23 protein-coding genes are annotated in these 26804 nt (G+C 63.5%); 6 read left to right on the top strand and 17 right to left on the bottom strand.

All coding sequences use genetic code 11. From position 1 onward, the window contains the following. Nucleotides 1-39 precede the first annotated feature (39 nt). Nucleotides 40-750 (top strand): ABC transporter permease, encoded by a 711-nt coding sequence (locus OSH12_RS04350; protein WP_266342253.1) that lies wholly within the window; start codon nt 40-42, stop codon nt 748-750. Beyond that, a complete protein-coding gene (locus OSH12_RS04345) occupies nt 747-1433 on the top strand; it encodes an ABC transporter permease (RefSeq protein ID WP_266342252.1) in 687 nt (228 codons plus the stop codon). Before OSH12_RS04350 ends, OSH12_RS04345 begins: the two co-directional genes overlap by 4 nt. A 121-nt stretch (nt 1434-1554) precedes the next feature. Here the strand turns inward: OSH12_RS04345 and OSH12_RS04340 are convergent, their stop codons facing one another. Both OSH12_RS04340 and OSH12_RS04335 read right to left on the bottom strand, forming a co-directional pair. Further along, nucleotides 1555-2040 (bottom strand): Lrp/AsnC family transcriptional regulator, encoded by a 486-nt coding sequence (locus tag OSH12_RS04340; RefSeq protein ID WP_456077692.1) that lies wholly within the window; start codon nt 2038-2040, stop codon nt 1555-1557. Between the two features lie 120 nt (nt 2041-2160). Continuing rightward, complete coding sequence (locus OSH12_RS04335) at nt 2161-2826, bottom strand: uracil-DNA glycosylase family protein (RefSeq protein WP_380223674.1); 666 nt, start codon at nt 2824-2826, stop codon at nt 2161-2163. A gap of 73 nt (nt 2827-2899) precedes the next feature. Here OSH12_RS04335 and OSH12_RS04330 point away from each other — a divergent pair, with 73 nt between their 5' ends. Beyond that, nucleotides 2900-4099: a sensor histidine kinase gene (locus tag OSH12_RS04330; protein WP_323180595.1), complete on the top strand. Its 1200-nt coding sequence runs from the start codon at nt 2900-2902 to the stop codon at nt 4097-4099. Between the two features lie 2 nt (nt 4100-4101). Here OSH12_RS04330 and cobT read toward each other — a convergent pair whose 3' ends face one another. Beyond that, entirely contained in the window at nt 4102-5130 is a 1029-nt protein-coding gene (cobT, locus tag OSH12_RS04325; protein ID WP_266342250.1) for a nicotinate-nucleotide--dimethylbenzimidazole phosphoribosyltransferase, read from the bottom strand. 182 nt (nt 5131-5312) lie between these two features. Between cobT and OSH12_RS04320 the strand changes: the two genes are divergently transcribed. Continuing rightward, on the top strand, nt 5313-6116 hold the full coding sequence (locus OSH12_RS04320) for an adenosylcobinamide-GDP ribazoletransferase (protein WP_266342249.1): 804 nt from the start codon (nt 5313-5315) through the stop codon (nt 6114-6116). Next, nucleotides 6113-6289 carry a DUF1289 domain-containing protein gene (locus tag OSH12_RS04315; RefSeq protein WP_266342248.1) on the top strand — a complete coding sequence of 59 codons (177 nt, stop codon included), beginning with the start codon at nt 6113-6115 and terminating at the stop codon, nt 6287-6289. The genes OSH12_RS04320 and OSH12_RS04315 overlap by 4 nt, the downstream gene beginning before the upstream one ends. A 253-nt stretch (nt 6290-6542) precedes the next feature. Here the strand turns inward: OSH12_RS04315 and OSH12_RS04310 are convergent, their stop codons facing one another. The 14 genes from OSH12_RS04310 to OSH12_RS04235 form a co-directional block, all read right to left on the bottom strand. Next, the gene (locus OSH12_RS04310; protein WP_266342247.1) at nt 6543-7535 is read right to left on the bottom strand and encodes a bile acid:sodium symporter family protein; all 993 of its coding nucleotides are present in this window, start codon (nt 7533-7535) and stop codon (nt 6543-6545) included. A gap of 109 nt (nt 7536-7644) precedes the next feature. Next, nucleotides 7645-8694, bottom strand: coding sequence for a tRNA dihydrouridine(20/20a) synthase DusA (dusA, locus tag OSH12_RS04305; protein WP_266342246.1), 1050 nt, complete (start codon nt 8692-8694; stop codon nt 7645-7647). 168 nt (nt 8695-8862) lie between these two features. After that, a complete protein-coding gene (gene galE, locus OSH12_RS04300; RefSeq protein ID WP_266342245.1) occupies nt 8863-9906 on the bottom strand; it encodes a UDP-glucose 4-epimerase GalE in 1044 nt (347 codons plus the stop codon). A 34-nt stretch (nt 9907-9940) separates the two neighbouring features. Further along, nucleotides 9941-11731: a calcium-binding protein gene (locus OSH12_RS04295; protein ID WP_323180594.1), complete on the bottom strand. Its 1791-nt coding sequence runs from the start codon at nt 11729-11731 to the stop codon at nt 9941-9943. A 46-nt stretch (nt 11732-11777) separates the two neighbouring features. Then, a complete protein-coding gene (locus tag OSH12_RS04280) occupies nt 11778-12968 on the bottom strand; it encodes a polysaccharide pyruvyl transferase family protein (RefSeq protein ID WP_266342244.1) in 1191 nt (396 codons plus the stop codon). Between the two features lie 64 nt (nt 12969-13032). Continuing rightward, nucleotides 13033-14346 (bottom strand): glycosyltransferase family 4 protein, encoded by a 1314-nt coding sequence (locus OSH12_RS04275; RefSeq protein ID WP_266342243.1) that lies wholly within the window; start codon nt 14344-14346, stop codon nt 13033-13035. Continuing rightward, nucleotides 14343-16646, bottom strand: coding sequence for a hypothetical protein (locus tag OSH12_RS04270; RefSeq protein ID WP_266342242.1), 2304 nt, complete (start codon nt 16644-16646; stop codon nt 14343-14345). Before OSH12_RS04270 ends, OSH12_RS04275 begins: the two co-directional genes overlap by 4 nt. A gap of 20 nt (nt 16647-16666) precedes the next feature. Beyond that, nucleotides 16667-17404 (bottom strand): hypothetical protein, encoded by a 738-nt coding sequence (locus tag OSH12_RS04265; protein WP_266342241.1) that lies wholly within the window; start codon nt 17402-17404, stop codon nt 16667-16669. 11 nt (nt 17405-17415) lie between these two features. Beyond that, the gene (locus OSH12_RS04260) at nt 17416-18675 is read right to left on the bottom strand and encodes a glycosyltransferase family 4 protein (RefSeq protein ID WP_266342240.1); all 1260 of its coding nucleotides are present in this window, start codon (nt 18673-18675) and stop codon (nt 17416-17418) included. Between the two features lie 2 nt (nt 18676-18677). Beyond that, nucleotides 18678-19511 carry a class I SAM-dependent methyltransferase gene (locus OSH12_RS04255; protein WP_266342239.1) on the bottom strand — a complete coding sequence of 278 codons (834 nt, stop codon included), beginning with the start codon at nt 19509-19511 and terminating at the stop codon, nt 18678-18680. Then, nucleotides 19508-21757 carry a glycosyltransferase gene (locus tag OSH12_RS04250; protein ID WP_266342238.1) on the bottom strand — a complete coding sequence of 750 codons (2250 nt, stop codon included), beginning with the start codon at nt 21755-21757 and terminating at the stop codon, nt 19508-19510. Before OSH12_RS04250 ends, OSH12_RS04255 begins: the two co-directional genes overlap by 4 nt. Nucleotides 21758-21847: 90 nt before the next feature. After that, nucleotides 21848-22561: a calcium-binding protein gene (locus OSH12_RS04245; protein WP_266342237.1), complete on the bottom strand. Its 714-nt coding sequence runs from the start codon at nt 22559-22561 to the stop codon at nt 21848-21850. A 290-nt stretch (nt 22562-22851) separates the two neighbouring features. Then, complete coding sequence (locus OSH12_RS04240) at nt 22852-24246, bottom strand: HlyD family type I secretion periplasmic adaptor subunit (protein ID WP_266342236.1); 1395 nt, start codon at nt 24244-24246, stop codon at nt 22852-22854. Next, on the bottom strand, nt 24243-26027 hold the full coding sequence (locus OSH12_RS04235; protein ID WP_380223683.1) for a type I secretion system permease/ATPase: 1785 nt from the start codon (nt 26025-26027) through the stop codon (nt 24243-24245). The genes OSH12_RS04240 and OSH12_RS04235 overlap by 4 nt, the downstream gene beginning before the upstream one ends. A gap of 206 nt (nt 26028-26233) precedes the next feature. Here OSH12_RS04235 and OSH12_RS04230 point away from each other — a divergent pair, with 206 nt between their 5' ends. After that, nucleotides 26234-26803 carry a MarR family transcriptional regulator gene (locus OSH12_RS04230; RefSeq protein ID WP_380223685.1) on the top strand — a complete coding sequence of 190 codons (570 nt, stop codon included), beginning with the start codon at nt 26234-26236 and terminating at the stop codon, nt 26801-26803. Nucleotide 26804 lies beyond the last annotated feature (1 nt).

Below are 26804 nucleotides of genomic sequence, written 5' to 3'. Positions count from 1 at the left end.
CGCGGTTCCGCATGAAAGGACCGTGGGGGGACGGGCGGCGTGGATCTACTGAGACTGCTGAGTTTTGGGCCGGATGGCTGGGGCGACGAACTGCTTCAGGGCACCTGGCTCACGATCCGACTCGCCCTGGCGACGGTTCCCTTCGGCCTGGCGCTGGGCTTTCTGATCGCCCTGGCCAAACGCAGCCCCAACCGCTATCTCCGCGCCTTCGGCAACGCCTATACGACCGTGTTTCGCGGCCTGCCGGAATTGCTGACGATCTTCATCGTCTATTTCGGCGGCCAGATCGCGCTGCAACGCATCGTCGGACTGTTCAGCGACGCCACGGTCGAGGTCAACGGTTTCATCGCCGGCATGGTGGCGCTCGGCGTTGTTTTCTCGGCCTACGCGTCAGAGGTTTTTCTCGGCGCTTTCAACAATATCACGCGCGGTCAGTATGAAGCGGCCTACGCGCTCGGGCTTCGGCCCGCCACGACGCTGCGCCTCGTCATCGTGCCGCAACTGGTGCGCCTCGCGCTGCCCGGCCTCGCCAATCTCTGGCTGATCCTGCTCAAGGATACCTCGCTTGTCTCGGTGATCGCGCTGGACGACCTTCTGCGCAAGACGGGCCTTGCCGTGCGAGTGACCAAGGAGCCGTTCCTGTTCTTCGGCGTCGCCTGCCTGATCTATCTGGCGCTGTCGATGATCTCGTCGATCGGCATCGTCGCCATAGAGCGCTGGGCCAATCGCGGGCTGAGGAGAGCGTCATGAATTGGGACGCCCTCGCCACCTATGGCCCGCGCATGCTGCAGGGCCTCGTCGTCACGCTGCAACTGGTCGCCATCTCGATCACGCTCGGCGCGCTGCTTTCCATCCCCGTTGCGCTGGCGCGGATGAGCCGGAGCCGCATCCTGCGGGCCATCTCGTTTGGCTACATGTATTTCTTCCGGGGGACGCCGCTGCTGGCGCAGGTCTTCCTCGTCTATTACGGCGCCGGCCAGTTCAGGACACAGCTCGACTCAATCGGTCTGTGGTGGCTGTTCAAGGATGCGTTCTTCTGCTGCGTGCTCACCTTCACGCTGAACACCGGCGCTTATCAGGCCGAAATCCTGCGCGGCGCCATCCGCGCCGTGCCGGCCGGCCAGCGCGAGGCAGCGATGTCGCTTGGCCTGAAGCCACGCCAGATCTTCCGCAAGATCGTCATGCCGCAGGCGATCCTGATCGCGCTGCGCCCGCTCGGCAATGAAGTGATCCTGATGGTGAAGGGGTCTTCGGTGGCGGCGATCGTCACTGTGTTCGACCTGATGGGTGTTACCCGCCTCGCCTATTCGCGCACCTTCGACTTCCAGGTCTATCTCTGGGCGGCCGTGCTCTATCTGGTCGTTGTCGAGATCATTCGGCGCGTGTGGGACAAGCTCGAACATCGTCTCACCCGGCACCTCCGCTCCGCCTGATCGCCATGTCCGGCGGATCACCGCCGGACATGGTTCAACCGCAGCCCAAGGCCTGTGCGCGTAGAGATGCTTGGCCGCGTTTTCGTCACGCGAACCGCAGCGCACTTCGCTCGAAAACGCTCTATGCCATGCCCTTGTCTTTTTCGAGCGGGATGTAGTTCAGCGGCAGCGCCGTCGCATATTTGATCTGCTCCATCGCGAAGGCCGACGAAACGTCGGCGATATCGATCCGCGAGATCAGCCGCTTGTAGAACAGGTCGTAGGCCTCGATGTCCGGCACGACGACGCGCAGCAGATAGTCCACCTGACCGCTCATGCGATAGAACTCGACCACCTCCGGAACGTCGCGGATCACTTCCGCGAAGCGTTTCAGCCATTCTTCATTGTGCTGGCTGGTGGTGATCGAGACGAACACCGTGACCTTGGCGTTGACCTTCTTCGGATCGAGGACGGCGACGCGCTTGGTGATAACGCGGTCTTCTTCCAGCTTCTGGATGCGCCGCCAGCACGGAGTCGTCGAAAGGCCGACTCGGCGACCAATTTCCGCGACGGGGATGGTTGCGTCTTCCTGCAGGATTTGCAGGATTTTTCGGTCGAGCCGGTCGATCATTCAGAAACCCTCTGCCTAAAACTCCGGTGAATCGAGTATCATTTTCCAATGAAGGCTATCGATATCACTGAATGGGGAAAATTATTCTTCGATAAATGCTCAAATCGCAGGAAGTTGTCAACTCTGACCCGCAAGCCGTGCGCTAACGAGGCCTTGCAGCGTCGGGATCAGCTCCGCTTCGAACCACGGATTCCGCTTGATCCACCCGGAGTTGCGCCAGGACGGATGGGGCAATGGCAGGACCGGCACAGGCGCCGTGTCTTCGAGCAATTGTCGCCAGTCCGCGACGGTTTCCGTGAGGCTTCCCTTGGCGCGCTTGCCCAGATGGTATTGCTGCGCATAGAGCCCGACGGCGAGGACCAAATCGACCGCCGGCATCCGCGCCAAAAGCTCGTGGCGCCATGCAGGCGCACATTCGCGGCGTGGCGGCAGGTCGCCGCCCTTGGCGTCGAGGCCCGGAAAGCAAAAGCCCATCGGCACGATGGCGATCCGCGTCTCGTCGTAGAAGTCAGCCTCGTCGATCCCCATCCATGCGCGAAGCCGGTCACCGGAGGGGTCCGTGAACGGTTTGCCGGAAGCGTGCACGCGCGTCCCCGGCGCCTGGCCCGCGATCAGAATTCGTGCGGTGGCGGAGCCCCAGACAACCGGGCGCGGCTCGTGCGGCAAGCGGCGGCCGATGGGGTGCTCCACGCAGATGCGGCAAGCACGAATGTCGGCGAGCATCCTGTCCAGCCCGGAAGTCGGCGGCGCTGCGGGATTTAGCAATGACTTAACCATGCTCATCAAGTCGGTATTAAGCGTTCGAAACGCAAATTCAAGGACAACCCTAGATTACTTCCTTCCTGGAAGTTGTGAGATGCAGCGCCTGTCGGCAGAGACGGTCATTGGCGAATACCCTCCCCGGCCCGACGACGACCTTGAACGGCGTCGCGCGGGGACCAGGCTCTTTCGCGACCCTCTGACTGAAGCCGGCCCTGCCCCTTTCCAAAATGCCGAAGCCGGACGCCCTCTACGCGCGAACACTGCGCCGGTGCGATTGGCCGCTTGCCTCACTGTGCCAGCACTCATTCTGGCGGCCGCAGCCCTGGCACCAGTCTGGCTCCCATCAGCCTCGGTTCCAGTGGTTATGGGGACCGGCGTCGCGCTCAGCGCCTGTGCTCTGCTCAGCGCGCTTCGATGCATCCGCAGCGAGCGTGTGCATCAGGCTGAACAGGCTCGTCTTGCGTTCGAGCTGGCAGCGGCGCAGGCGACTTCGAAGCATTCCCTGCGGATTGCGGATGAGGCCAATCTGGCGCGTACGCGCTTCCTGGCAACGATGAACCACGAGCTCCGCACGCCGCTCAACGCCATTCTGGGCTTCTCCGAAGTGATGATGAGCGAAGTACTGGGACCGATGCATAACCCGGCCTACCGCGACTATGCCGGTGATATCCATGCCAGCGGTCGCCATTTGCTTGGCTTGATCAACGAGATCCTCGACCTGTCGGGTCTCGAAGCCGGACGCTATGCACTGAACGAAGGGGCTGTGGACCTGGCCGAGGTCCTGATTGCCTGCGAGGCTCTCGTCGGCCCGCGCGCCCGAAATCGCGGGTTACAAATCCTGGTGGAGATCGAACCCGCTCTGCCAAAACTTCGCGCCGATCCGGGCGGTATCCGGCAAATCGCGCTCAATCTGCTGTCCAACGCTGTCAAATTCACACCAACGGGCGGCGAGATTTTCATCCGCGCCGGGTGGACGGCGGGGGGCGGCCAGTACATATCGATCCGCGACAATGGCCCCGGCATCGCGGTCGCGGAAATCGCGACCGTGATGTCACCGTTCGGGCAGGGTGAAAGCACGATCCGGATGGCCGAACCCGGCGCCGGCATGGGCCTGCCGATTGTCGAGGCGATCACCCGGCTTCATGGCGGCACCTTCGAACTGCGCTCAAGCGTTGGCGACGGCACGGAAGCCCTCGCCTGCTTCCCCCGCTCCCGCGTCATCGAGACGGAATCTCCAGCGATAGAGACGCCACTGGCGGAAGAGACCGAGATCCTCTGGCGCGCGGCCGGCTGACCTCAGTCGGCCTTACCCGAAACGCCGGCCTGCGTGAACGTCGCCATGCCGGTGTGGATCTCGGCCGCAGCCTTGACGAGGCCTGCGGCCATAGCCGCGCCCGTGCCTTCGCCAAGGCGCATTCCGAGATCGAGCAGGGCCGTCTTGCCCATCGCCGCCAGCAGTTTGGCGTGAGCCGGCTCGGCCGAGACATGACCAAACTGGCAATGATCGAGCGATGTCGGATCCATCTTGTAGAGGACAGCAGCGGCAGCCGTTGCGACATAACCGTCGACGATGACCGGGATGCGGCTCATGCGGGCGGCGAGGATCGCGCCGGCGATGGCGGCGAGTTCGCGGCCACCGAGACGGCGCAGCACTTCGAGCGGATCGCCGAGATGGGCCGAATGCAACTCCAGCGCCGTGTCGATTGCCACCACCTTTCGCGCCAATCCCTCGGCATCGACGCCGGTGCCAGGGCCGACCCACTCGCTGCCGGTGCCACCAAACAGGCCGGCCGCGACCGCGGCGGCGATCGTCGTGTTGCCGATGCCCATTTCGCCAATCGCCAGGAGGTCGATGCCGCCAGCGGTTGCTTCCATGCCGAAGGCCATGGTGGCGGCACAGCCCGCTTCATCCAGCGCGGCTTCGACGGTGATATCGCCGGTCGGAATATCGAGAGCGAGGTCAAACACCTTCAGCCCGAGATCGTAGACGATGCAGATCTGGTTGATCGCGGCGCCGCCGGCGGCAAAATTCTCGACCATCTGCTGGGTGACGCTGGAAGGGAAAGCGGAGACGCCACGCGCCGCGACGCCGTGATTGCCAGCGAAAATCGCGACCAGCGGACGGGTGACGGCGGGACGAGCCCTGCCCTGCCACGCGCCGAGCCATTCGGCCAAGTCCTCAAGACGGCCAAGCGAGCCGGCCGGCTTGGTCAACTGGGCGTCGCGCGCCCGGATGGCGAGAACCGCCGCCTCGTCGGGTCCCGGCAACGCGTCGAAAAGGGCGCGAATGTCGTCGAAGGGAAGTCCGGAAGCGGAGCGGGCCATATGTATCTCGGCTTGATGCGGGGTGGATGGAAGCGGCGCGCCGGGCCGTGTTACACGACACTTGCTGTGATTCACGACGCTTGGCGGCCGGCCGCGAGGCGATCTATAACGGTCCCTCAGCGTACCGCAAGCGCCGATGACGGCGACTCGGTGCGACTATCCGCCGACCGGGGGCAATTCCGATGACCGACGACTCGTACCGGACCGCCATTCGCACCTCGTTGTCCGAGCTCGCGGCGGCGACGGCCTTCCTGACCCGGCTACCGGCTGCCCGGCTCGGCGTCGCAGCCGAACGTCGGCCCGATTTCACCATTGCCGCCCGCGCCTTTCCGGGCGTTGGCCTGATCGTCGGCATTGTCGGCGCCCTCGCCCTGTTGATCGCTTCCGCCCTCGGCTTGCCGACGATCGCCGCCGCCGCGCTTTCGCTGGCGGCGACCATCGCGCTGACCGGTGCGCTGCATGAGGACGGACTGGCCGACACCGCCGACGGTTTCGGCGGCGGCACCACGGCGACGCGCAAGCTGGAGATCATGCGCGACAGCCGGATCGGCACGTTTGGCGGCGTTGCGCTGGTGCTCTCCCTGCTGTTGCGGGCAAGCCTGCTGGCCGCTCTGCTGCCCTACGGCGCCTGGCCCGTCGCCACCGCGTTGATTGGCGCCGAGATCGTCAGCCGCGCCGCGATCGTCCAGCTCTGGGCAGCGTTGCCCCCCGCTCGCTTCGAGGGATTGGCCAGCGCGACCGGCCGCCCGTCACGCGATACCGGCCTGACGGCCATCGGCATCGCGATCCTTGCCGCGCTGATCTGCGGGGCGATCGGCACCGGCATTTTCCCGGCAGTCGTGGCGCTCGCCGTGGCGGGAGTAGCGGGCTATGCCTTCCAGAAGCTCTGTGCATGGCAGATTGCCGGCCAGACCGGCGACACGCTCGGCGCCGTGCAGCAGATCACGCTGATCACCTATTTGATGGCCATCGTCGCCTCGTCATGATCTCGCCCTGCATCAGCCTCTGCATTCTCGATCCCGAGACGGAACTCTGCGAGGGATGCGGCCGGTCGCTGGACGAGATCAGCCACTGGTCGCGAATGAGCGACGAGCAACGCCAAGTCGTGATGAACACGTTGGCCATCCGCCTCGAAGGACTTGCGAAGGTTGACGCCTGACGCATGGGCGACCGGACCAAATTCTTCAATTACCAAGAAATACGCCTGCCGTTCGTCGCTATACCGGTCAAAGGCGTGTGACAGCGGTCATACGGGAAAGCAAGTGGCCCACGAGCCCCAAACGAAGCTTCTGCGGCAGGACTGACGCACAGCGCCAATCTCACGACGATCGATACCGACAAAAAACGGCCGCCCAAGGCGGCCGTTCTGTTGCTGGCGGAAACGGCCAGCGCCCTCTTGAGAACGTCTGGCTTCAGGCGGTAGCTGCCTCGGCCTCTGCGCGACGGCCCGCCTTGTTCGCGATGACGCTGACGATCAGCAACTGGAAGAAATGGTAGAGCATGATCGGCGCGATGATCAGGCCGAGGGCCGGCGAGCCGGAGAACATCAGCTTGGCCATCGGCACGCCGGTCGCCAGCGACTTCTTCGAAGCACAGAACAAACAGGCGATCGTATCGGCCCGGTTCAGCCCCATCAGACGGCACGGGATCAGCATCAGGCCGTAGATGATGAAGAACAACGCGATCACGCCGACGATAATCGAGGCGATCAGGCTGACGTCATGCCCGGCCCAGACGCCCTCGGCGATTGAGTCGGCAAACGAGTTGTAGACGATCGCCAGGATGATCGCCCGGTCCGCCAGACGGATCGACTTGATGTGGCGCGTCGCCCAGGCATAGAGCCAATGACGCGCGATCTGACCGACGATGATCGGCAGCAGGACCAGCAGAACGATCTTGCCGATGACCGGTAGCAGCGCCATGCCGACACCCGACGCCGACAGGAACCACGCCATCAGCAGCGGCGTCGCGAAGACGCCGATCAGGCTCGACAGGGTCGCGTTGAAGATCGCGACCGGCACGTTGCCGCGTGCCAGCGAGGTCATGGCGACAGAGGAAGACACCGTCGAGGGCAATGCCGCCAGAAAGAAGAAGCCGATCCAGACCTCTTCCGGGATGAAGCTCTTGAACGGCGTGCCCAAGGTAAGAACGACGATGGGGAACAGCACGAAGGTGCAGAGCTGAACGGCGATATGGACGCGCCAATGCCGAATGCCGGCATGCATGCGCTCGGGCGCCAGCGTCAGGCCGTACAGGAAGAAGATCACCGCGACGCCATAGGTGGCGATGAGATCCATATGCAGGACGCCGCCGCTCTCGCCCGGCCCCGGAAACGCAATGGCTGCGATAACCACGAGCACCAGCGCGATCAGGAAACCGTCGATCGTGAAACCGCGAATCGTCATGTCGGGAATGCTTTCGCTACGGGCTTGCTAGGGCCGGAATCGGTTGTGCCATCATCCATACCGGCCCGCACGGTCACGAGAAAGCGACTTCCCGGCACAGCACCTTGTCTCAGGCGGCGGCGATGTTGCCATGCGCTAAGGCATAGGCCTCGCTTTCGGCCGCGCTCGCTGCGACCGTTGCCGTGATCGCGTCGACGGCGTCCATGGCGCGGTGGAACACGTCGATACCGGCCTGCCGACCCGCGCCCTCGACCGTCAGGATCTGGCGGAAACGACGCGCGCCGGGCCGACCGTGATAGAGCCCGAGCATATGGCGCGCCATGTGACTGACGGGGGTCCCGGCGGCCAGCTGCTTGGCAATGTAAGGCAGCATCGCCTCTATGATCTCGCGCGGATCCGCATCCGGCCGGTCGGCGCCATAAAGACGACGGTCAGCGGCGGCGAGCAGTTCCGGCTCATGATAGGCGGCGCGGCCGATCATGACGCCATCGACATGGGCGAGATGCGCTTCGGCCTCGTCGAGGCTCTTGATGCCGCCATTGATGCCGACATAGACGTCCGGCATACGCGCCTTCAGGCGATAGACGCGATCATAATCGAGCGGCGGAATATCGCGGTTTTCCTTCGGCGACAGGCCCTGCAACCAGGCCTTTCGCGCATGAACCCACAGCGCGTCGACGCCGGCGGCTACCATTGCGTCGGCGAAGGTGTCGAGGGCGACTTCGACATCCTGTTCGTCAACGCCGATCCGACACTTCACCGTCACCGGGATCGAGACCGTGGCCTTCATTGCGGAGACGCATTCCGCGACGAGTTGTGGCTCGCGCATCAGGCAGGCACCAAACGTACCCGACTGCACGCGGTCGGACGGGCAACCGACATTCAGGTTGATCTCGCTATAGCCGAAATCAGCGCCAATCCGGGCCGCCTTGGCCAACTTCTCCGGATCCGAGCCACCAATCTGCAATGCCAGCGGCTGCTCGGCCGGGTCAAAGCCCAGCAGCTTTTGCCGGTCGCCATGCAGGATCGCATCGGCCACGACCATCTCAGTGTAGAGCAGCGTTTCCGCCGAAAGCAGACGGTGAAAATAGCGGCAATGACGGTCGGTCCAATCCATCATTGGAGCGACGGACAGTTTATGTCTTTGATATTGCTGCATATTTATAGGTCTTGCCGGGGAACGTGTGCCATTTGTCCCTTCTATATGCGATCTTCGCCCGGTTTGGCCAATCCGCGTCGTGCGAACCGGGCGCCAAAACGCCTGTTCGCACGTTTCATGCAGGCGGACATCCAGCAGCCCGTCTCGCGTCGCCCGCTGCGGCAGATATCAAACCGCGAAGGCTGGTGCGCCCTGCGTGGCCGAGTTCGCCCTTGGGGCGCGCCGTTCCTGAACACGCTGCTGCAGCGATACTTCCCAACCGAGGGCGTCGGCGACGATCAGGTCGAGTTCGTCCCGCTCCGGACGGAAGGCAAGACGCTCGCGAATCCGATCGGTCGCCGCCACCAGCGACGGCGGATCGCCGGCGCGACGCGGGGCGAGGCGGACTGCGAAATCGACACCGGAAACGCGCTTCACCGCCTCGATCACTTCCAGGACAGAGAAGCCGCGCCCATAGCCGCAATTCATCGTCAGGCTCTCGCCGCCCTTCTGCAGATGGTCGAGCGCAAGGACATGCGCACGGGCCAGATCGCTGACATGGATGTAGTCGCGCACGCAGGTGCCGTCCGGTGTCGCATAGTCCTGCCCGAACACGTCTAGATGGCTGCGTTGGCCGAGCGCTGCCTGGCAGGCGAGCTTGATCAGATGCGTGGCGCGCGGGAACGACTGACCCGAGCGGCCCTCGGGATCGGCGCCGGCAACATTGAAATAGCGGAGCACGACGGAACGGATGTCATGCGCCGCCACGGTGTCGCGCAGCATCCACTCCGTCATCAGCTTGGACGCGCCATAGGGCGAAATCGGCTGCATCGCGGAACTTTCCGAGATTGGGCTGATATCCGGCTCGCCATAGACGGCCGCGGTCGAGGAGAAGATGAAATTTCGCACGCCGCCGGCGACGGCGGCGGCGATCAACGCGCGCGATTTGGCGGTGTTGTTGAAATAATAGCCGAGCGGATCCGTGACCGAATCCGGTACCACGATCGAACCGGCGAAATGAACGATGGCCGTGACGCCGTATTCGCGGATCAACCGCTGCACCAGCGCCTCGTCGCCGCAATCACCCTGGATCAGCCGCACGCCGGCCGGAATCTGGTCGGCGAAGCCTGTCGAGAGATCGTCGAGGACGATGGTGTCGCGCCCGGCATCGGCGAGCGCCAGCACCATGTGGCTGCCGATATAGCCTGCGCCACCTGTGACGAGAACGGTCATTGCGTGTTCCTGCTGTTTGGCTGGAGGTTTGTTGTCAGTAAAAGCTCATCTGATCCGGACCGATCTCGGCCAGCGTGACATTGGCGATCAGGAAGCCGCTGCCGCCGCCAAAATCGACATGCACGCCCTCCGGCGTGTCGTACGCATGCGCCTGGAAGCCGGCGTAGTTGGCGAAGGCACGGCCGGTGACCGGCTGGAAATAGAGCTGGTCACCCTCGGCGGCGCTGAAATCGGTGATGGTGTCGAAGCCTTCATTGTATTGGCCGTCGAAGATGAAGGTATCGGCGCCGGCGCCGCCGGTCAGGGTGTCGTCACCGCGAAAGCCGCGCAGGCGGTCGTCGCCATCGTCCCCGAACAACAGGTCGTTGGCCTTGCCACCGTGGGCGACATCGTTGCCGGTGCCGCCATGGAACGTGACGAGGCCGCTGGTCGTCAGCATCTGGACATAGTCGTCGCCGCTACCGCCGATGACGTCGAAAGCGACCGGCGGCGTGTAGCCGTTCGGGCCGTAATCGGGACCGAACAGGGTCAGCTTCTCGATGTTCTGGAAGGACGAGCCGGTCGAGGTCTCGCCGTTCTGCATGTCGATCCAGTACGAGCCGGTGGATGGCGACTTGATCTGCAGCATGTCGACACCGTCGCCACCGTCGATCCAGTCGGCGCCCATGTCGCTCATGTAGATGGTGTCGTTGCCGTCACCGCCATTGATCCGATCAAAGCCGCCCCGGCCGTTGATCTGGTCGTCGCCGGCGCCGCCGTGGATGACATTCGCGCCCGCATTGCCGACGAGTACGTCGTTGTAGTTGCTGCCCCAAACATCCTCGATCCCAACCAGCACGTCGCCATGGGCGAAGCCGCCGATTTGGCTGGCACGGTCGAGATTGACGTCGATGCCGGCGGTCGAGTTGCCGTAGTCGACACGATCCTTCCCCTCGCCGCCCTCCAGGCGGTCGGCACCAGCGCCGCCATCGAGCACATCGTTGCCGTCGCCGCCCATCAGCCAGTCATTGCCCTTGCCGCCGCGCAGCACGTCGTCGCCGCCATTGCCACGGAAGGTGTCGTCGCCATTGCCACCAAACAGAACGTCGTTGCCGGAGGCGCCAGAGACATCAAAGCTCTCGACATTGACGATCTTGCTGCCGAGCGTAGTCCAGGGCCGGATATCGAGGCTGACGGGACCGTCGGAGTCGACGGCGGTGATGGCCACGGTGTCGAAGCCGTCGCCACCGTCGATCAGGCCGAAGTTGATCCGCGCGGCGAAGGTGTCGTTACCCGCCCCGCCGAGCATCACGGTGTCCGGATTGGCCGGGGGCGCGAGGTTGAACTCCAGCTCCTGCCAGAGATGGTCATCGCCATCGCCGCCGTCCATCCAGTCTGCTCCGCCGAAGCCGCCCAGATCGTCATTGCCGGCGCCGCCAATCAGGATGTCGTCGCCGCTGGTGCCGAATGCGATGTCGTTATGTTCCGAGCCCAGAAACTCCAGCCGCTCGAAGCCCGTCGCCATCTGACCCTCCGGCGACATGTAGTCGCCATCATCGGCCAGGAACAGATCGCCATTCGGCTGATGCCAAGTGATGAAACCGGGGCCCCCTGCCTCGCCCAAACGGAAGCCGGACGCATCGACGACAAGCGTGTCGAAACCGTTGCCTCCCTCGGCAATCGACACGCTCGAAACGATGATCCTGTCATCGCCTTCGCCACCCTCGATGCGGTCGAGCCCACCATTGCCGGTGATGACATCATCACCGGCCTCACCAAAAAGATTGTCAGGCCCGGCAGTACCGACAATCGTATCGCTGCCCGGTGTTCCGTGAACGTCGACCATGGTGAATGCTCCCCTCTCGCATCCGCTAAGCCTCAGGCGACAGGCCTCAGGCGACTTGCAGCATGTCGACCCCTGTCGTCCGCGCTGCGCGGTCGATCAGCTTGTTGTCGACGTTGTTCTCGACGAGAAATTTGCGGGTTTCGTCGTAGACATCGCGCCACGCGGCGTTGAACGCGTCGAAGCGCCAGGATTCCCAATAGTCCTCGAGCACAAAAGTCCCATCCCGAAACACGTCGAAGCTCGGGATCCTGAATGTCTCAGCGAACTCGGTCGTGCGGCTGTCATAGGTGAAGTAGATCGACGGGACGCCATTCGCGAGCGCCATCAGGTTGCCGTGCAGGCGATAGCCGAGCACCAGATCCTGCTTCCGCACGAGCGTTTCATAGTCGGCGACGACGTCCGAATAGAACAGCCGCTCGCGATAGAGCCGCTCGATCTCGTCATCGAGATACCATTTGGAAGCCCAGCCATTGGCGCGCAACGACGCCATCGCCTCTTCCTTCTGGTCGTCGGTTCCGAAGACGAGCTTCTTCTCCTCGACCTCGCCCTGCGCCATCAACGTGGTGTCGAAGCGCCTTGCGAGCGATTTCACCAGATCGCGGTGGAAGGTGAGGTAGCGCTCGATGTTCTGGGCATAGGTCGGCGACACTTCTCGCCGGACGGTAATGCCGACCTTCTCGATACCCTCGAGCGGCCCCAGCTTGATGTTGAGATCGGGATTGAGCCCCCGGAATGCGGTCGGGCAACCGACGATGCGGACATTGTCGATGCCGATATCGGCGAGAACCTCAGCGGAAAAGGCGCCGCGCACGCCAATGGAGGTACTCAGATCCGAGATGACGCGCAGCACCTCCTTCGTCGACTCGGAGAGCTCCATCAATCCCTTGACCGGAGCCTGGGCGCCGATCCCGAAGGCGATCACCGGCAGGCCGAGCTTCTTCAGGACGGCGGCTGTGTCATGCCACTCCATTTCGCTATGGATGTAGTTGGAGCCGCGCAGCAGGACGTAGTCGTATTCTTCGCGCAGCCGATCGAGACTGGCCCAATCCGGCTTGTTGATCTCCAACACGCCGATCTTGTCGAAGTTCAGCAGCTTCAACGAGGAATCGAAGACGAACGCATCGCCTATATTGTGGTAGCTATCGATAGAGCGCTGCACGTTCTGGTACTGATACCAGCGCACACAGTCATGATCGTAGATCTCGCCTGACGGGATAATCACCAGCAAACGTGCCATTACGGCCTCCTCCTTATCCCCCCAGGGATTCCGCGCCTGTTCCGGGCGGTTTGCGCGCAATCGCTTACGCGCGTTCGAGTTGGCCGACTTCGCCGCCGTCCGCATGGGACTGGCGATCGAGGACGGCGCGATAGAGCGCCAGATGTTGCTCGGCGCAATCGATATGGCCGAGGGGACGGCGCATCGATCCGCGAAGTCCCTCCCAGGCCTGGCCATCCGACAGCACCTCGACGAAACGATCCGCCAGATCTTCGGGGCTGCCGACGCGAAAGTGCAGGCCGTCCTGGCCGTTGCGCACCTTCTCCGCCATGCCGCCGATATTGCTGCACAGCAGCGGGCGGCCATGAAACAGCGCCTCCTGGATCACGACCGGCGAGTTCTCCCACCAGATCGAAGGCACGACGACCCAATCGACCGTCTGCATCAATTCCGGCATTTCGCCATTCTGGTAGGAGCCATAGAAACGAACGCGGCTGCCCGCATCCTCGATCAGCTTCTTCATCCGTTCCTGGAACTCCGGCGGCTGGAATTCGAGGTTGGCGCCGAAAATCATCAGGCGGGAATCTTCGCCCCAGATCCGTTCCGGCACGCGCGCCACGGCATCGATCAGGACATCGACGCCCTTGAACGGCGTCATCTGGCCAAAATAGGCAAAGCGGCTGCGACGTTGTTCCGAGCCCGGCAGCACCCGCGGCGGCACCGGCTCGGCTATGGCCAGGCCGTTCTCGATGACGAAGAGCTTGTCGGGCGACAGCCCCCATTCGGCATAGCGCTCGGCCAGGAAGCGGCTCGGCGAGACATAGACGTCGGCGAGTTCCAGCATCGAGCGGACGAAGCGCTCGCGCTTCAGGAAGCGGGCCGGCGCGATGTCGGGGAAGCAGCTGTGGCAATCCGTCGGCGAGGCGCGGCGGCATAGTTGCGAGCCCTTCGTCTTCACCATCTGTCCGTGATGGTGGCAGATCGACAGGAACTCATGGAACGTCACGACGATCGCCGCGTCCGGCAGTGCCTCGCGGATCGCATAAAGCGCTTCCAGCCCGAGGCCGAGGATATGGTGGAAATGAACGACATGAGGCTGCAGGTCGCGCACGAAGCGCACCAGATCGCGCCGGATGTCGTCAGTGTTGCGGTTCGACAGGAAGAAATGATCGTAGTCGTCGCTGTGGAACAAGATGTCGGAGGCGCTCTGTCGCAGGCTCATCAGCGCCGTGCCGGCATGGCGCGGCGTCGGCGCACCGACGCGAGCGAGATAGACCGAGTCGACCCCGGCCAGCGCATTAAGCCCCTTGTGCAGATTGTGCGAGGCGATTTCAGCGCCGCCGAGCGACAGGCTTGGATGGCCGTGGCTGACGACGAGGACGCGGAGATTGTCCGTCATGCTGCCTCCGCCTGCGCCATCGTCGTGATCGTCTCGGCCCAGCGCGCGTTGAACACGGCGCGATCGATGTTGCGGGCGTGGACTTCCCAGGCATTCATTCCGTCAGCGGGCGCTTCCGCGCCAAGAACGCGGACACCGGGCAGCCAGAAGGCCTTGAGCCCAGCTTTCGAAAGGCGCAGCGCCAGGTCGAGCCCTTTTTCGCGGTTGCCCAGATAGCCGTAGCCATCCTGCTCCATAGCGGCGATGGCTGACTTGGACAGGATGCAGCATTCGAGATTGGCGACCGGCGTGGATGCGGACACGATCGTATCCAGCGTCGCGGCGGGATAGCCGACATAGTTCTCCGCGAGGCCGCCGAGTTGAAGCCCGCTCTCATCGGCGCTGAGCCGATAGCCGGCCCACCGGATCGACTCGTCCTCATAGATCAGCGCCGGCGAGACGATGGCCGATGCGTCGCGCTCGATATGATCAGCCCGCAGCCGGCCAAACCAGCCACGCTCGGAAGGAACGAGCGCGCCTGAGAAAAGCACGACACGATCAGACTTCGCGGCGCCCGCGCCGACGATGAGCGCGTCGAACACGTCGGTGAAGCCGCTGACGGCCACGAGGTCCACCGACAGGCCATAGAATTGGGCAAGACGCCGCACTTCGCCGCGCAGTTCGACGATCGTACGCTCCGGCCCAGCGAGAACAATCGGCGCGATGCGGATCTGCGCATCGAGCGCCAGCAGCGCGACCAGCGAAGCGACATCGGTCGTCTGCTCGTCGAGGCCGATCACCAGCGTCGTATCGGCCGCGGCCGACGCTGCGACGCCGACATGCTCGATTGTCTCGATACCGGCCGACTTGGTGGCGGCTGTCGTGACCAGCGGGATCAGGTGCCGTTCGACGATCTCGGACATCGAGACGGCGCGCGCGCTGATCGACTTGAGCTGCCGCGCAACCGCGTCCCGGTAGGTCACACGCTTCGGCACGACCGGCATGTAGGCGGGCGGTGAATTGGGAATGACAAATTCGATATAGACCGGCGCGTTGCCGTCCGGATCGAAGTCGGGGATGAAGGCCACGAAGCCGTGACTGTGTCGGTCCGGATCGAGTTGCGACAGGAACGGCGCCTTGCCGTCGAAGGCCCTGGAGACGTCCGGCCGGTCGATGCGGCTCCAGGCCGGCTTCAGATCGACCGAGGTCTGGCGGCGACGAAGCTTGATCTCCTGGACGCGGTTGTCGGGATCGAGGAACCAGCCGCTGATCAGCAGGCCGCCCTGTTCCGTGCGCAGCGCATGATCGATGGCCATCCGGACCGGCAACGCCAGAGAAGAAACTGTATCCAGTCCTTCATAGCGATAGGCCGCCTGGCGCAGCCTGACGACCACCTCCGCCGAGCCACGCACCTTGGGCAGGATGGCGCGGGCATAGCCAGGCGTTTCGCGCGGCGAGGCCAGCAGGCGCAGTTCGTAGACATCCGCATAGCGCCAGCCGTCGCGGCAGCGGAAATAGAGCCGCTGCATGCCGAAGGGATCGATCGCCTCGGGGGCGACCAGAATGGCGGCGAAGCCCTTGCCCTTGTTGTTCAGGTCCTGCCTGTCGAAGGCGGCAGCCGTGCATTCAGCGATCTGCGGCGTTGCGCCGGCGATCAGCACGCGGCTGATGCCGGGCGTCATTTCCTGCGACCAGCCCTGCAGGTAGACGTCGCCATCCTCGAACGCGCCGATGATTTCGATGAACCCATCCGCCTGAGCGCCGGCCTCGACAAACGACGTCATCGCAGCGAGCTTGCGCCGGCTCATCGGCCCCTGGCTAAGCATGCCGACAATGGCATCGACGACGGCCGGCATTCCCGGCCCCGCCAGGTCACCCAACGCGCCGGCAAGCGCCGCGGGTCGCATGAGATCGGGCGAGACACGGTAGGACACGGCCCGTCCCTGCGCGCGAAATGTCAGCGAGTTCAGGCGTTCGCCCTTCAACGGGCCGGTAAAGACAAGCGCGACGAAGCCGTGCGTTGCGTGTCCCTTGTTGTCGACCAGTGGCCAACTCACGATCGGGACCTTGCCCGGCAGCGTCGGGTCGCCGTTGAGAAGAACAGGCTGCGCGCCGCTCATCAGCGGGCCTGCGCCGAGCAGCAATACGAGGGTCTCGTTGATCGGACAGGCGATCACGGTTTCGACGACGGGCTGGGCTTCGCCGCCACGCCGGGGCTGCGACGATGCGGTCTTGGTCGGAGGCAATGGGCCAGCCTTGGCCGTTGGCGGCTGCCCGCCCTTGCCCTTTGACCCCGGTTCCTCGTCGACGCGATACATCATTCTGTCCCGGCTCGATCCGTTCAGGTGAGAAAAGAAATGAGCGTCACGCCGGCGCCGATGACTGCACCGGTCAGGCCCGCCATGACGATCAGCAATGGCTTCATGTCGCCGCGCCCCCGCTTCGACAGCGTGTCGATACGGCCTTCCAGCCCGGCCACGATGCCGTCGAAACGCATCAGGAAGACTTCCAGCTCGGAGAGCCGGCTGACGATTTCCGTCTGCGTCACCTCGATCTGGTCGAGTTGGGCGGGTGGCGCGTCCACGCCGGTGGCGGAGGCTTCGCCGGCGCGCTGGAGTCCGCGCTGGTTCAGTTGAAGCTGCCGCTGCGCGGCCATCAGCACTTCGAGCTTTTCGAGCACACGGGTGAGCGGCGCCGCGATCAACGCCTCGGCCGCCTGCTCGTCGAGCGTCGGGGCGTAGAGGATGCGTTCCTCGCCCGTTGGCGAAACCGCGACGATCGACAGATCGCGCTGCCGCGCCGTGACGCTCTCTGGCAGCGGGATATCGAAGGCGTGCTGCCCGTCGCCGACGCCATTGCGGCGAAGGTCGGAGCGCAGCTTGTCGGCCGTGGCTTCGGCAACGCGCTGGGAGCCGAGCGACACGATGATCTGCATGCGCGAGCTGGGCTGACTGCGATCGAACGCCCAGCCATACAGGCGGCCATTGTCGATGGCGTCGACGCGCCCGGTCAGTCCGAGCGGAACTTCCGTGGGCTTGGGGGGCTGTTGCAGGGAAACGGCTTCCGCGACCGGTGGCATGGTGACCTCCTTCAGGCGGGGATCTTGGCGCGCGCGAGCGCACCAAAAAGGGAAAGATACTCGCCAGCAACCGCATCGATGGTCGGCGGCTGCGTGGCGTTGGCGGAGAGACGACGCCAGAGATCGGGATCGCTGGCTGCCTGGCGCATGGCGCGGGCAAGGTCGATTGGATCATCGGGCGAAACCGTCAGCCCATTGGCGCCGTGCTTGACCATTTCGGCCATGCCGCCAATGCCACTGACGATGACAGGCCGGCCCTGCTGCTGGGCCTCCTGGATGACGAGAGGCGCGTTTTCCCACCAGATCGACGGCACGACGACCCAGTCGACCGCCGCCATCAGCGCCGGCACATCCTCGCGCCGATAGGGGCCACGCCGGGCTACGTGCGACGCGGTGCGGGCAAAGCGCTCATCGAGTTCGGTGCGGAAGGCTTCCGCCTGAAACGGCGAACCACCATGGACGCGGAGTCCGAAATCGACGCCGCCTGAGATCAGCCGCTCGGCGGCATCGAGCAGCACGGTGCCGCCCTTCCAGGGATTGAGATTGCCGAAATAGCCAAAGATGTTGCGCGGCGCGCCGTCTTCGCGCAGAGTCGGCGCCCGCCCCTCGCCCGGCTGGCCGTTGGCGATGACATCAATGTGGTCAGCGGCCAGGCCCCAGGCGACAAAGCGATCCTTCAGAAAGGCGCTCGGCGATACAAAGCGATCCACCGTCGTTAGCAGCGTCTTCAGATAGCGCTCACGCAGCAGGAACTGATCGGCGGCAATCTCGGGAAAACAGCCATGGCAGCGATCCGGCGACGCGCCATGGCAGCGCTCGCGCCCGGTCGTGCGCATCATCAGCCCGTCATGGGCGCAGATCAGATAATAGTCGTGCAGCGTCATGACGATGCGCGCGTTCGGCAGCACACGCCGGACGAGGGCTGGAAATTCCGCCCCGATCAACAGCAGATGGTGGATGTGGACGACGTCCGGCCGGAACTCCGTCAGCAGCGCCTCAAGGTCCGGGACGACGCCATAGAGATCGACCTGGCTCATGAAGAAGCGGTCGAAATGGCCGGCCCAGAGCAGCATCTCGTCGGGACCGTCGCCGATGCCCTGAAAGCTGGTGCCGGGCTTCTCGTCACGATGGATGCGGTTGGTGGCACCCAGGAACAGGGCTTCGGAGCCCGCCCGCTTATAGGCGCGGAACAGGTCGTGGGCGAAGATCTCCGTGCCGCCGGGATGGAGGTCGGGATGGTTGTGAGCAACGACCAGAATGCGTTCCGTCATGCTCACCCCTTCTTCTCGACGACCAGGATGTCCTGGTAGTGCGCCGCCGGCTGACCGCGCCAATGGCCCAGGCTCTTGAGGCAGACGGAAAGCCCGATGTGCCGAAAAAGCCGCTCGAAGAAGCCGTCATCGAACCCGACCGCGCTGAGCGGCGCGGTGCGATCGACCAGCCAAGCGGGCCCCTCGCCCTCGCGCTTGAACGCCAGTCGCGGATCGCGCTGCGGCAGGGCGCTCTGCGCGGTCTCGTCCAGGATGAAGGCCGTGATGAACAGCCGCCCGCCCGGAGCGAGCAGGCGCTTCGCCTCGCGGACATAGGCGGCGATTTCCAGCGGCGGCAGATGCGTCGCGACCGAGATCATGAAGATGAAATCGAAGCTCGCCGGCTCGTAAGGCAGGCGCAGCGCCTCGCCCTTGATCGCGCCCTTCGGATTGTAGATGTGATGGGCGACATCGATGTGGTCGAAGCGGAAATTGTCATAGACCGGCGTGATGTTCTGGCTGCACCAGGCAACGCCTTCCGCCACCGGATCGACGCCCCAATAGGCTGCGCCCGGCGACAGATATTGCGTCAGCGGCACGGCGATGCGGCCAATACCGCTGCCGATGTCGAGCACGCGATCATTCGGTTGGATGCCGCCGAGACGGACCAGATGACCGAGGAACTCGGTGCCGATGGCGCGATAGTCGCCGTCTCCGACGAAAATGCTATCGATGGTTGGTTCTGGCAGGAACTTGTTGCCCCTCACGCTTTCCATCAGCCAGTCGAGGCGCCGGTCGTCGAAATCCGGTCGCGCGAAAACTTCAGGAACGGGCTTCAAAGCGGTAACAGCCGTCATGCAGCGCTCCTGCGATGGGTCATCTCTACCGCTTTCGGCAGCTCGGACGGGGCGGCTTCCTTATCCATCAGCGTGCCGATCACGCCATCCCAGCGCTGGGTGTGGAGCCAGGAATTGTAGCGGGAGGCGATGCCGCGCATGTAGTCGCCATTGCGGCGCATGGAGCGACGCTCCAGGTGATAGAGCGCAACGCCGGGCTCATAGGCGACGCTCTGGCCGGCCTCGCGTATCTTCAGGCAGATGTCGCTGTCCTCGTAATCGCCGATGACATAGTCCTCCGAAAACCCGCCGATTGCGCTGAACGTTTCGCGCAGCATGACAAGGCAGGCGCCCGTCACGGCGGGGACAAGCCGAGCCCGGTTCGCGGGCAAGTGTCCGCCCGGCATGCCCTTGAAAAAGTGATGGTTGAGCCAGGTTCCACGCGCATCGCGCTGGAAATAAAGCCCGGCATGTTGCAGCGAGCCATCCTCGAACAGCAGCTTCGGACCGACCGCGCCAACGCTCGGCGAGCCGCCGAGCTTGTCGGCCAGTTTGCCAAGCCAGTTGTGCTCCGTCGGGATGACATCGGAATTCAGAAGGTTGACGATAAGCCCGCGCGCCAGTTCCACGCCGGCATTGTTGGCACGGGCATAGCCACCATTGGCGCTCATCACGACCAAGGTCATCGGCATCTTGTAGAGGCGATAGAGCCCGCCCAGCATGTGGCTGACGTCGTCGGCCTGCTCGGGGGAATCGAGCACGAAGATGACCTCAGTCTGGTCGCGCAGCCCCGGATCGGTGGCGAAGGCCGCCACCTGGAAACGGAGATAATCAAGCACGCGGTAAAGCGGGATGACGATAGAGAACAGCGGTTCGTCCAGCACGGGGCCAAAACGCTCGACCTTGGCAACCGCCACCGACTTGACGACGCGGCCCTGGATTTCGGCCAGCGCCGGGCCCAGCGTCGTCGACAGTAGCGAGCCGGTCGCGTGCTGAAGCGGCACGGAGCGAAGCGCCCCTGCCCGCATGGTCGCGGCGTCGATCGGCTGCAGCTTGGGGATCAGGCTGATCTCGCCGCCGGTCTTCAATCGCAGGCGGAAACGCGGCTGCAGGATGGGACCGGCCGGCTTGTCATGCGGCAGATAGGCGATGAAGCCGGTGGCGTCATGGCCGCCGGTGCCCTCGTCTGTGCCGACGCGGCCGGGGAACAGATGCCAGACCTTGTCCAGCGACCGGGTCGCCTCGGCGGCGACATGATCGATGCCGGCAATGAGACCCTGCGGATCCCGAAACCAGCCGCCGACCAGCAGGCCGCCATCCAGCGACAAAGCGAGATCGACTTCCGCTCCGGGCTGGAACGCGGCCAGTTCCGCCGCCTTGGGCGGCATGGCGGCCCGCGCCTGCATGTCGATAACGGCAAGTCGCGCCTCTTCCGATTTGACGGAAAGGCTGCGGACGAGGAACTCGGTCAGCGCCCCGTCGCCGCGGCGCGTGCCCCACCAACGCAGGAAGCCGGCGGGCCCCTTGGCGCTCTTGCCGAGCGCGCGGATGGCGGTGCCGTGCTCGCCGATCAAAACCAGCGTACCAGACGGAAAGGCGGTGGCGTCGCCCTCGACGAGAAGGACGAGGCCGCGTCGGCCGCTGCGGTCCGGCTTGCGGGCATAGACTTCGCAGGCGAGCCGCCGCACACCCTGTGCGGTGACAAGATGGGCCGAGGCAATGGCGCCAAGATCCGCGCTGGTGGCAAATTCGATGAGCGTCGTGTCGCGCGTCGGCTGGCAGGCCACCATGGCCTGCGCATTGCCAGGCTGCAGCTCGGCGGCAAGCAGTTGCACGACCTCGGCAAAGGCCGGCGAGCGCGACAGGCGAAATGCGCCGCACCAGGAGGTCAGGAAGGCCGTCAGCAGCGAGACGCGCGCGCGACCGTCGAGATCCTCGACAAGGCTGGTGATATCGGAGCCAATGAACGGATCGGCCGGATCGACATCGATCCTGTCCGAAGGGCCGAGCGTACCAGCCGACACGACCAGACGCAGCGGAATACGGGGGCGAAGGGCCCACAGAATGCGCGTCCCACCATCGACGCGGCCAAGCCGGAGGCTGGCCAGCGGAGCTATGATCTCGCCATCCTGGCGGGCGCAGCGCGGGGGTACGGCGCAAGGTCCGGGCAGATCCCAGACTACCAGCGATACATCCGAGGCCAATTTGATGCTGCGGATCGCTTCGGCTTGGTTATCGCGAGACGATAACGGGACGATTTCCAGCATGCCGGGCACCTCGATATCGTAAACGCAAAAGAGAACTGCGGCGTCCGGCGGGAGGGATCCGGACGCCGCAGACCATCAGCTGACTAAATGTCAGCCAATCACGAAGTAGCTGCTCGGATGGCCGTGAACGTCGTCTGCATTGACGTTAACGAGCGTGATCGAATCGCCGTGGCCAAGATCAATGACCGTATTGGCCCCGACCTGGGTGGCACGCGCTGCGAGATCATCTGCGCTGGAGATGTCCGTGCCGTTGATGTTCTGCGAGATCTGCAGAAGATCTTCGCCGGCATGGAAGTCGAGCACGACGTCGTTGCCGCCGCCGCCGGTGAAGACGAACACGTCTTGACCCGCGCCGCCGGTCAGGATGTCGTTGCCGGCACCACCTTCGAGGATGTCGTTACCGGCGCCGCCATTCAGGATATCGCTACCCTCTCCGCCACGCAGAACGTCATCGCCTGCGCCGCCGAGAAGGATGTCGTTGCCCGCACCGCCGTCGAGGACGTCGTTGCCGGCGCCGCCGTCGAGGATATCGTTGCCGGCGTCACCGAAGAGCTGATCATCGCCATCGCCGCCGAAGAGCATGTCGTGCCCTTCGCCGCCAAAGAGCGTATCGGAACCGGCTCCGCCGAACAGAAGATCATTGCCGGCGTCGCCATAAAGCGTGTCGTCGCCCGCTTCGCCGAAGATCGTATCGTCACCGTCGCCGCCGAAAACAAAGTCATTGCCGGCGTGGGCAAAAATGATGTCGCTGAAGCGCGATCCAAAAAGGACGTCGTCATACGCCCCGCCTTCTAGTGTGGCCATGGAAGTCTCCTATGCCAGTCGGTTCATACCGCACAGATGGAAGCATCTCCGCGGCTGCCCCATCTTCCCGACCTATTGGCCTACGGAAGATATGACGCACTGCACTATAAGCGAAGGCGGAAAACATTCAAAGGCCAATTCAAAGAATCTACTCAGAAGACCTTAAGCAAAACAAGGCATTTGCTGTAGTATATGGAGATATTTGCCGCGTTACTTGTAGATCTATAGAATTAATTTGAATCGAATTTCGAATTATATTCCGCCTTAAATTGCTGCATTGCAGCGTAGGCTCATTCCTCGTGGAAGGCGGCGTTGAGGCTGTCCGTGATCGGCGACAGCAGGTAGTCGATGGCGAGCCGGGGCTTGTTGATGATCAGCACATCCGCCGGCATGCCGGGGTAGAGCTTGACGCCAGCGGCCGCCGCCAGCGACTCCGGCAGCACTTCGGAGCGGGTGACGAAATAGGCGGAATTCGTGTGCGGATCGACCTCCTGATCCGCGCCGACATAAATCAGCCTGCCCTCCAGGGGCGCGTGATTGCGTTGATTGTAGGCCGTCAGGCGGACACGCACCTTCTGACCGAGGCTGATCGTGTCAATGTCGGTAGGGGCGACACGAGCCTCGATGATCAGCGGTTCATTCTCGGGAACGATATCCATCAGTGGCGCCCCGGCGCTGATGGCAGCGCCGAGAGTGCGGATCTGGGAGTTGACGATGATGCCCGCCTCGGGAGACCGCACCTCCAGTCGTCGCAGGACATCGCGCGAGGCAATGATCTTCTCGTCGACATCGGCCAGATCGCCACGTGTCGTGGCAATGTCGCCAGCCACCTGCTGCAGCCAGTCCGACGTGAGCGCAAGCAGTTCCAGCTTGGCGCCGGCCTTGGCCTGTTCGGCCTTCGCCTTGTTGGCAGCCATCTCGCCGCCATTGCCGACGAGCTGGCTCGCGCGCGTATCAAGTTCCAGAAGCTGTGAGCGTTTGGCGTAACCCTTGGCCACGAGCTGCGCGATCGTATCGCGCTGCTCCTGAATCAGTTCCTTTTGCCGGATTGTCGCGTCGATCTGCGCCGACAGGGCCTGCGCCTCCGCTTCATGTTGCTCGACCGACTTCTTCTGAACGTCAAGCCGCCCGCTCTTGGCAGCCACCCGCGTCTTGAAGAACCGCCGTTCGGCAGTGATCGCATCCTGCGCGGCGTCGTCAGTCGACTGGAGCAATTCGTCGGGAAACACCACGCTGGGAGCATCGGACTGCTCGCTGCGTAGCCGCGCCAATTTCGCTATCAGGGAGAATCTGCGCGACGTGAGCTGCTGCAGCTCGGATCGGGCCCGCGTATCGTCGAGCAGGATAAGCGGCTGACCGGCCTTTACCAGTTCGCCCTCCTTGACGAGAAGCTGCTTCAGGATCCCGCCCTCGTAGTGACTGATTGTCTTGCGCTTGGTATCGGCGATCACAATGCCCGAGGCGACGGACGCGCTATCGAGATTGGCCGAATAGGCCCAGCCGGCAAAGCCGCCGAAGCCGACAACCACCGCCACGACCCCAGCGATGATCGGGGTCCGCAGGCTTGGCTCGCGCTCCAGCGTTTCATGTTGGGCGCGGCGGGCTGCGTTGGCGTAGATGATGGCAGGAACGGCTTCGCGCCGAGCTTTTTCAAGCTCGGTATGGGTCTGCTTTGGCAATGTCATCGCCGATCTCCACCTTGCGCAATTGCCGGGCTGGGCTTGGGCCCCTGCCGTTCGGCGGTCATGGGCGCGATGATGTCGGTTCGCGGTCCGTATTGGGAAACGCGACCATTCTCGAGAACCAGCAGCTTGTCGGCGATTTCCATGATGGCAGGTCGGTGAGCGATCATGATGACGATCGCTCCGTCCGCCTTGGCCGCCCGAATCGCACGGATCAGCGCCGCCTCGCCATTCGAGTCCAGATTAGCGTTGGGCTCATCCAGAACGATCAGCCTGGGATGGCCGTAGAGGCAGCGCGCCAGGGCCACGCGCTGGCGCTGGCCACCAGAGAGCGTCAGTCGCGCATCGCCCACCGGCGTGTCATAGCCGAGCGGCAGGCGACCGATCATTTCGTGCACATCTGCGATGCGCGCCGCCTCGATGACGGCACGCGGATCGCCATCCTCCATCCGCGCAATGTTCTCGCGGATCGTACCGTCGAGCAGCGAAACGGATTGCGGCAGATAGCCGACCAGCTGCCCAAACGAGGTCCGCTCCCAGAGAAAGACGCTGTTACCGTCCAGATAGACGCCGCCCGCCGTCGGCTTGATGATGCCGACAAGCAACCGCGCCAGCGTCGATTTTCCGGCTGCCGATGGCCCGATAACGCCCAGCACTTCGCCGGGCGAAAGGCTGAAGGAGATGCCCTTGATGATCGGGACATCCTGTCCCTGCGCCGCGTAGATCAGCCGGTCGACGACGAGGTCCCCATCGGCGACCGATGTCGACATGGTCTGGCGATCGGTACCTTCGGTTTCGAGCAGGCTGCGGACCCGCTTCCACGCACCACTCGCCGTAATCCATTGCCGGCTGTTTTCGACGACGCTGTCGAACGGAAGCAGAAGTCGTCCGGTGACAATCGTCGCCGCGATCATCGCGCCGCTGGATATTTCCTGGCGGATTGCCAGAATGCAACCAAGGGCAAGGATGAAGAGTTGCATGCCATATCGAACGGTACGCGTGATGGAGGAAATGGCTCGGCCCCGGCGATTGCCGGTTTCCAGCAACTCGAGGGCACGGAACTGCGCGATGCGCCAACGGGCCGACAAGGCGGACAGCATGCCCATGCTCTCGATCACTTCAGCATGCCGGACCTGGCCGGCAATATTGCTGATCGAGTCGATATTCTCCCTGTTCGCGTCGCTCAAAATCCCGCGTGTGAACAGGTCCATGGCCACGCTGGAGAGGATCAGGACGAGGACCGAGACGATACCGGCGATGCCGAACCCTGGATGCAGCATGAACAGAACGGCAAGGAAGATGGGGCTCCATGCCGCTTCGAGCGGCGCGCTCACAGCATGGCCAGTCAGGAAGTTGCGCAGATCCGAAAGATCACGAAGCGCCTGGGCTGCTTTGCCGGTCCCTTCGCGCGCCGTAGCGCGGATCGAGGCGGAGAGAACCGGCTCATTCAACCGGCGCACCAGCCTGCCGCCCATCACCAGGAAGACCTGCGAGCGGATGAATTCCAGTATGCCGTACAGGATAAGCGCGCCGGCGGCCAAGGCCGACAGCATGGCGAGCGTGTCCATACTCCGGCTATTCAACACGCGGTCGTGTACCTGTAGCATGTACAGGGGAACCGTCAGTTGAAGGACATTGATAAAGGCACTAAGGGTTGCTGCGTACCCCAGCCCAACCATAAAGGAGCGACGGGCCTCGACAACGACGAGAGTTTGAGAAAGGCCAGCGTTCCCCTGCGTCTTGTTTGCCGAACGCTTGTGCAAGGTTGCTTCAATTTTCGGCATAATATTGTATTGCCTTGAAATTGTCATTTCTGAACTTTATCGTCCTGCTTCAAGGGTGTCCAGAACATACAACTAGGGCAAATTCACGACAGTCTTACTGAGATCTTGATTCGGTATCGTCTTTAGTGTTGGGGAATCCACTCAAATGACATGGCGATCAAAAATTACTTGTAAATTCTAGCTAATTTTAACAATGCGGGGTCACAATGACGCGAGAACTTCTGCAAGCGGCGGTAGAAGTCGAAGAGTCGGCCAGAATCTACTCATCGAACGGCAGTCCATCCTCCTCCAGCGTGATTACTGTGGTTACCGAACACGACGGTGGCCATGTCACGCATTTCGAACTCGCCAGGACGATAGAGCGGGTCAATCGGCGCTTTACCGATCTGCTTCGGATCGAAATGGGCAAGCTCGGCGTGGGCGACATCGGACCCGCGCAGGTCATGGTGCTGTTCACCATCGGCAACGGGGAACTCTCGGTACGCGACCTGCTCGACAAGGGCCACTATCTCGGCTCGAACGTCTCCTACTACCTGAAGCAGCTCGTTGATCTCGGCTATATCGACCGTGTCGCGTCACAGCGCGATCGTCGCTCGGCCCGCATCAGCCTGTCACCCAAGGGGCACGATCTGTGCAACGCTCTGCGCACTGCGGATGACACCTATCATCGCCTTCTCGTCCGCGATGAAGTCGAATCGCGTGAGCTCGACAACGCCTATCGCCTTCTCCAGAAGCTGGAGTTGGTCTGGACCAATGCGACGCGATACGGCGTCTAGC

The organism is Kaistia terrae, assembly GCF_026344005.1.
Classification (GTDB): Bacteria; Pseudomonadota; Alphaproteobacteria; order Rhizobiales; family Kaistiaceae; genus Kaistia; species Kaistia terrae.
Note: the sequence above shows the minus strand (reverse complement) of the source record. Positions and strands in the feature narration are given on the sequence as shown.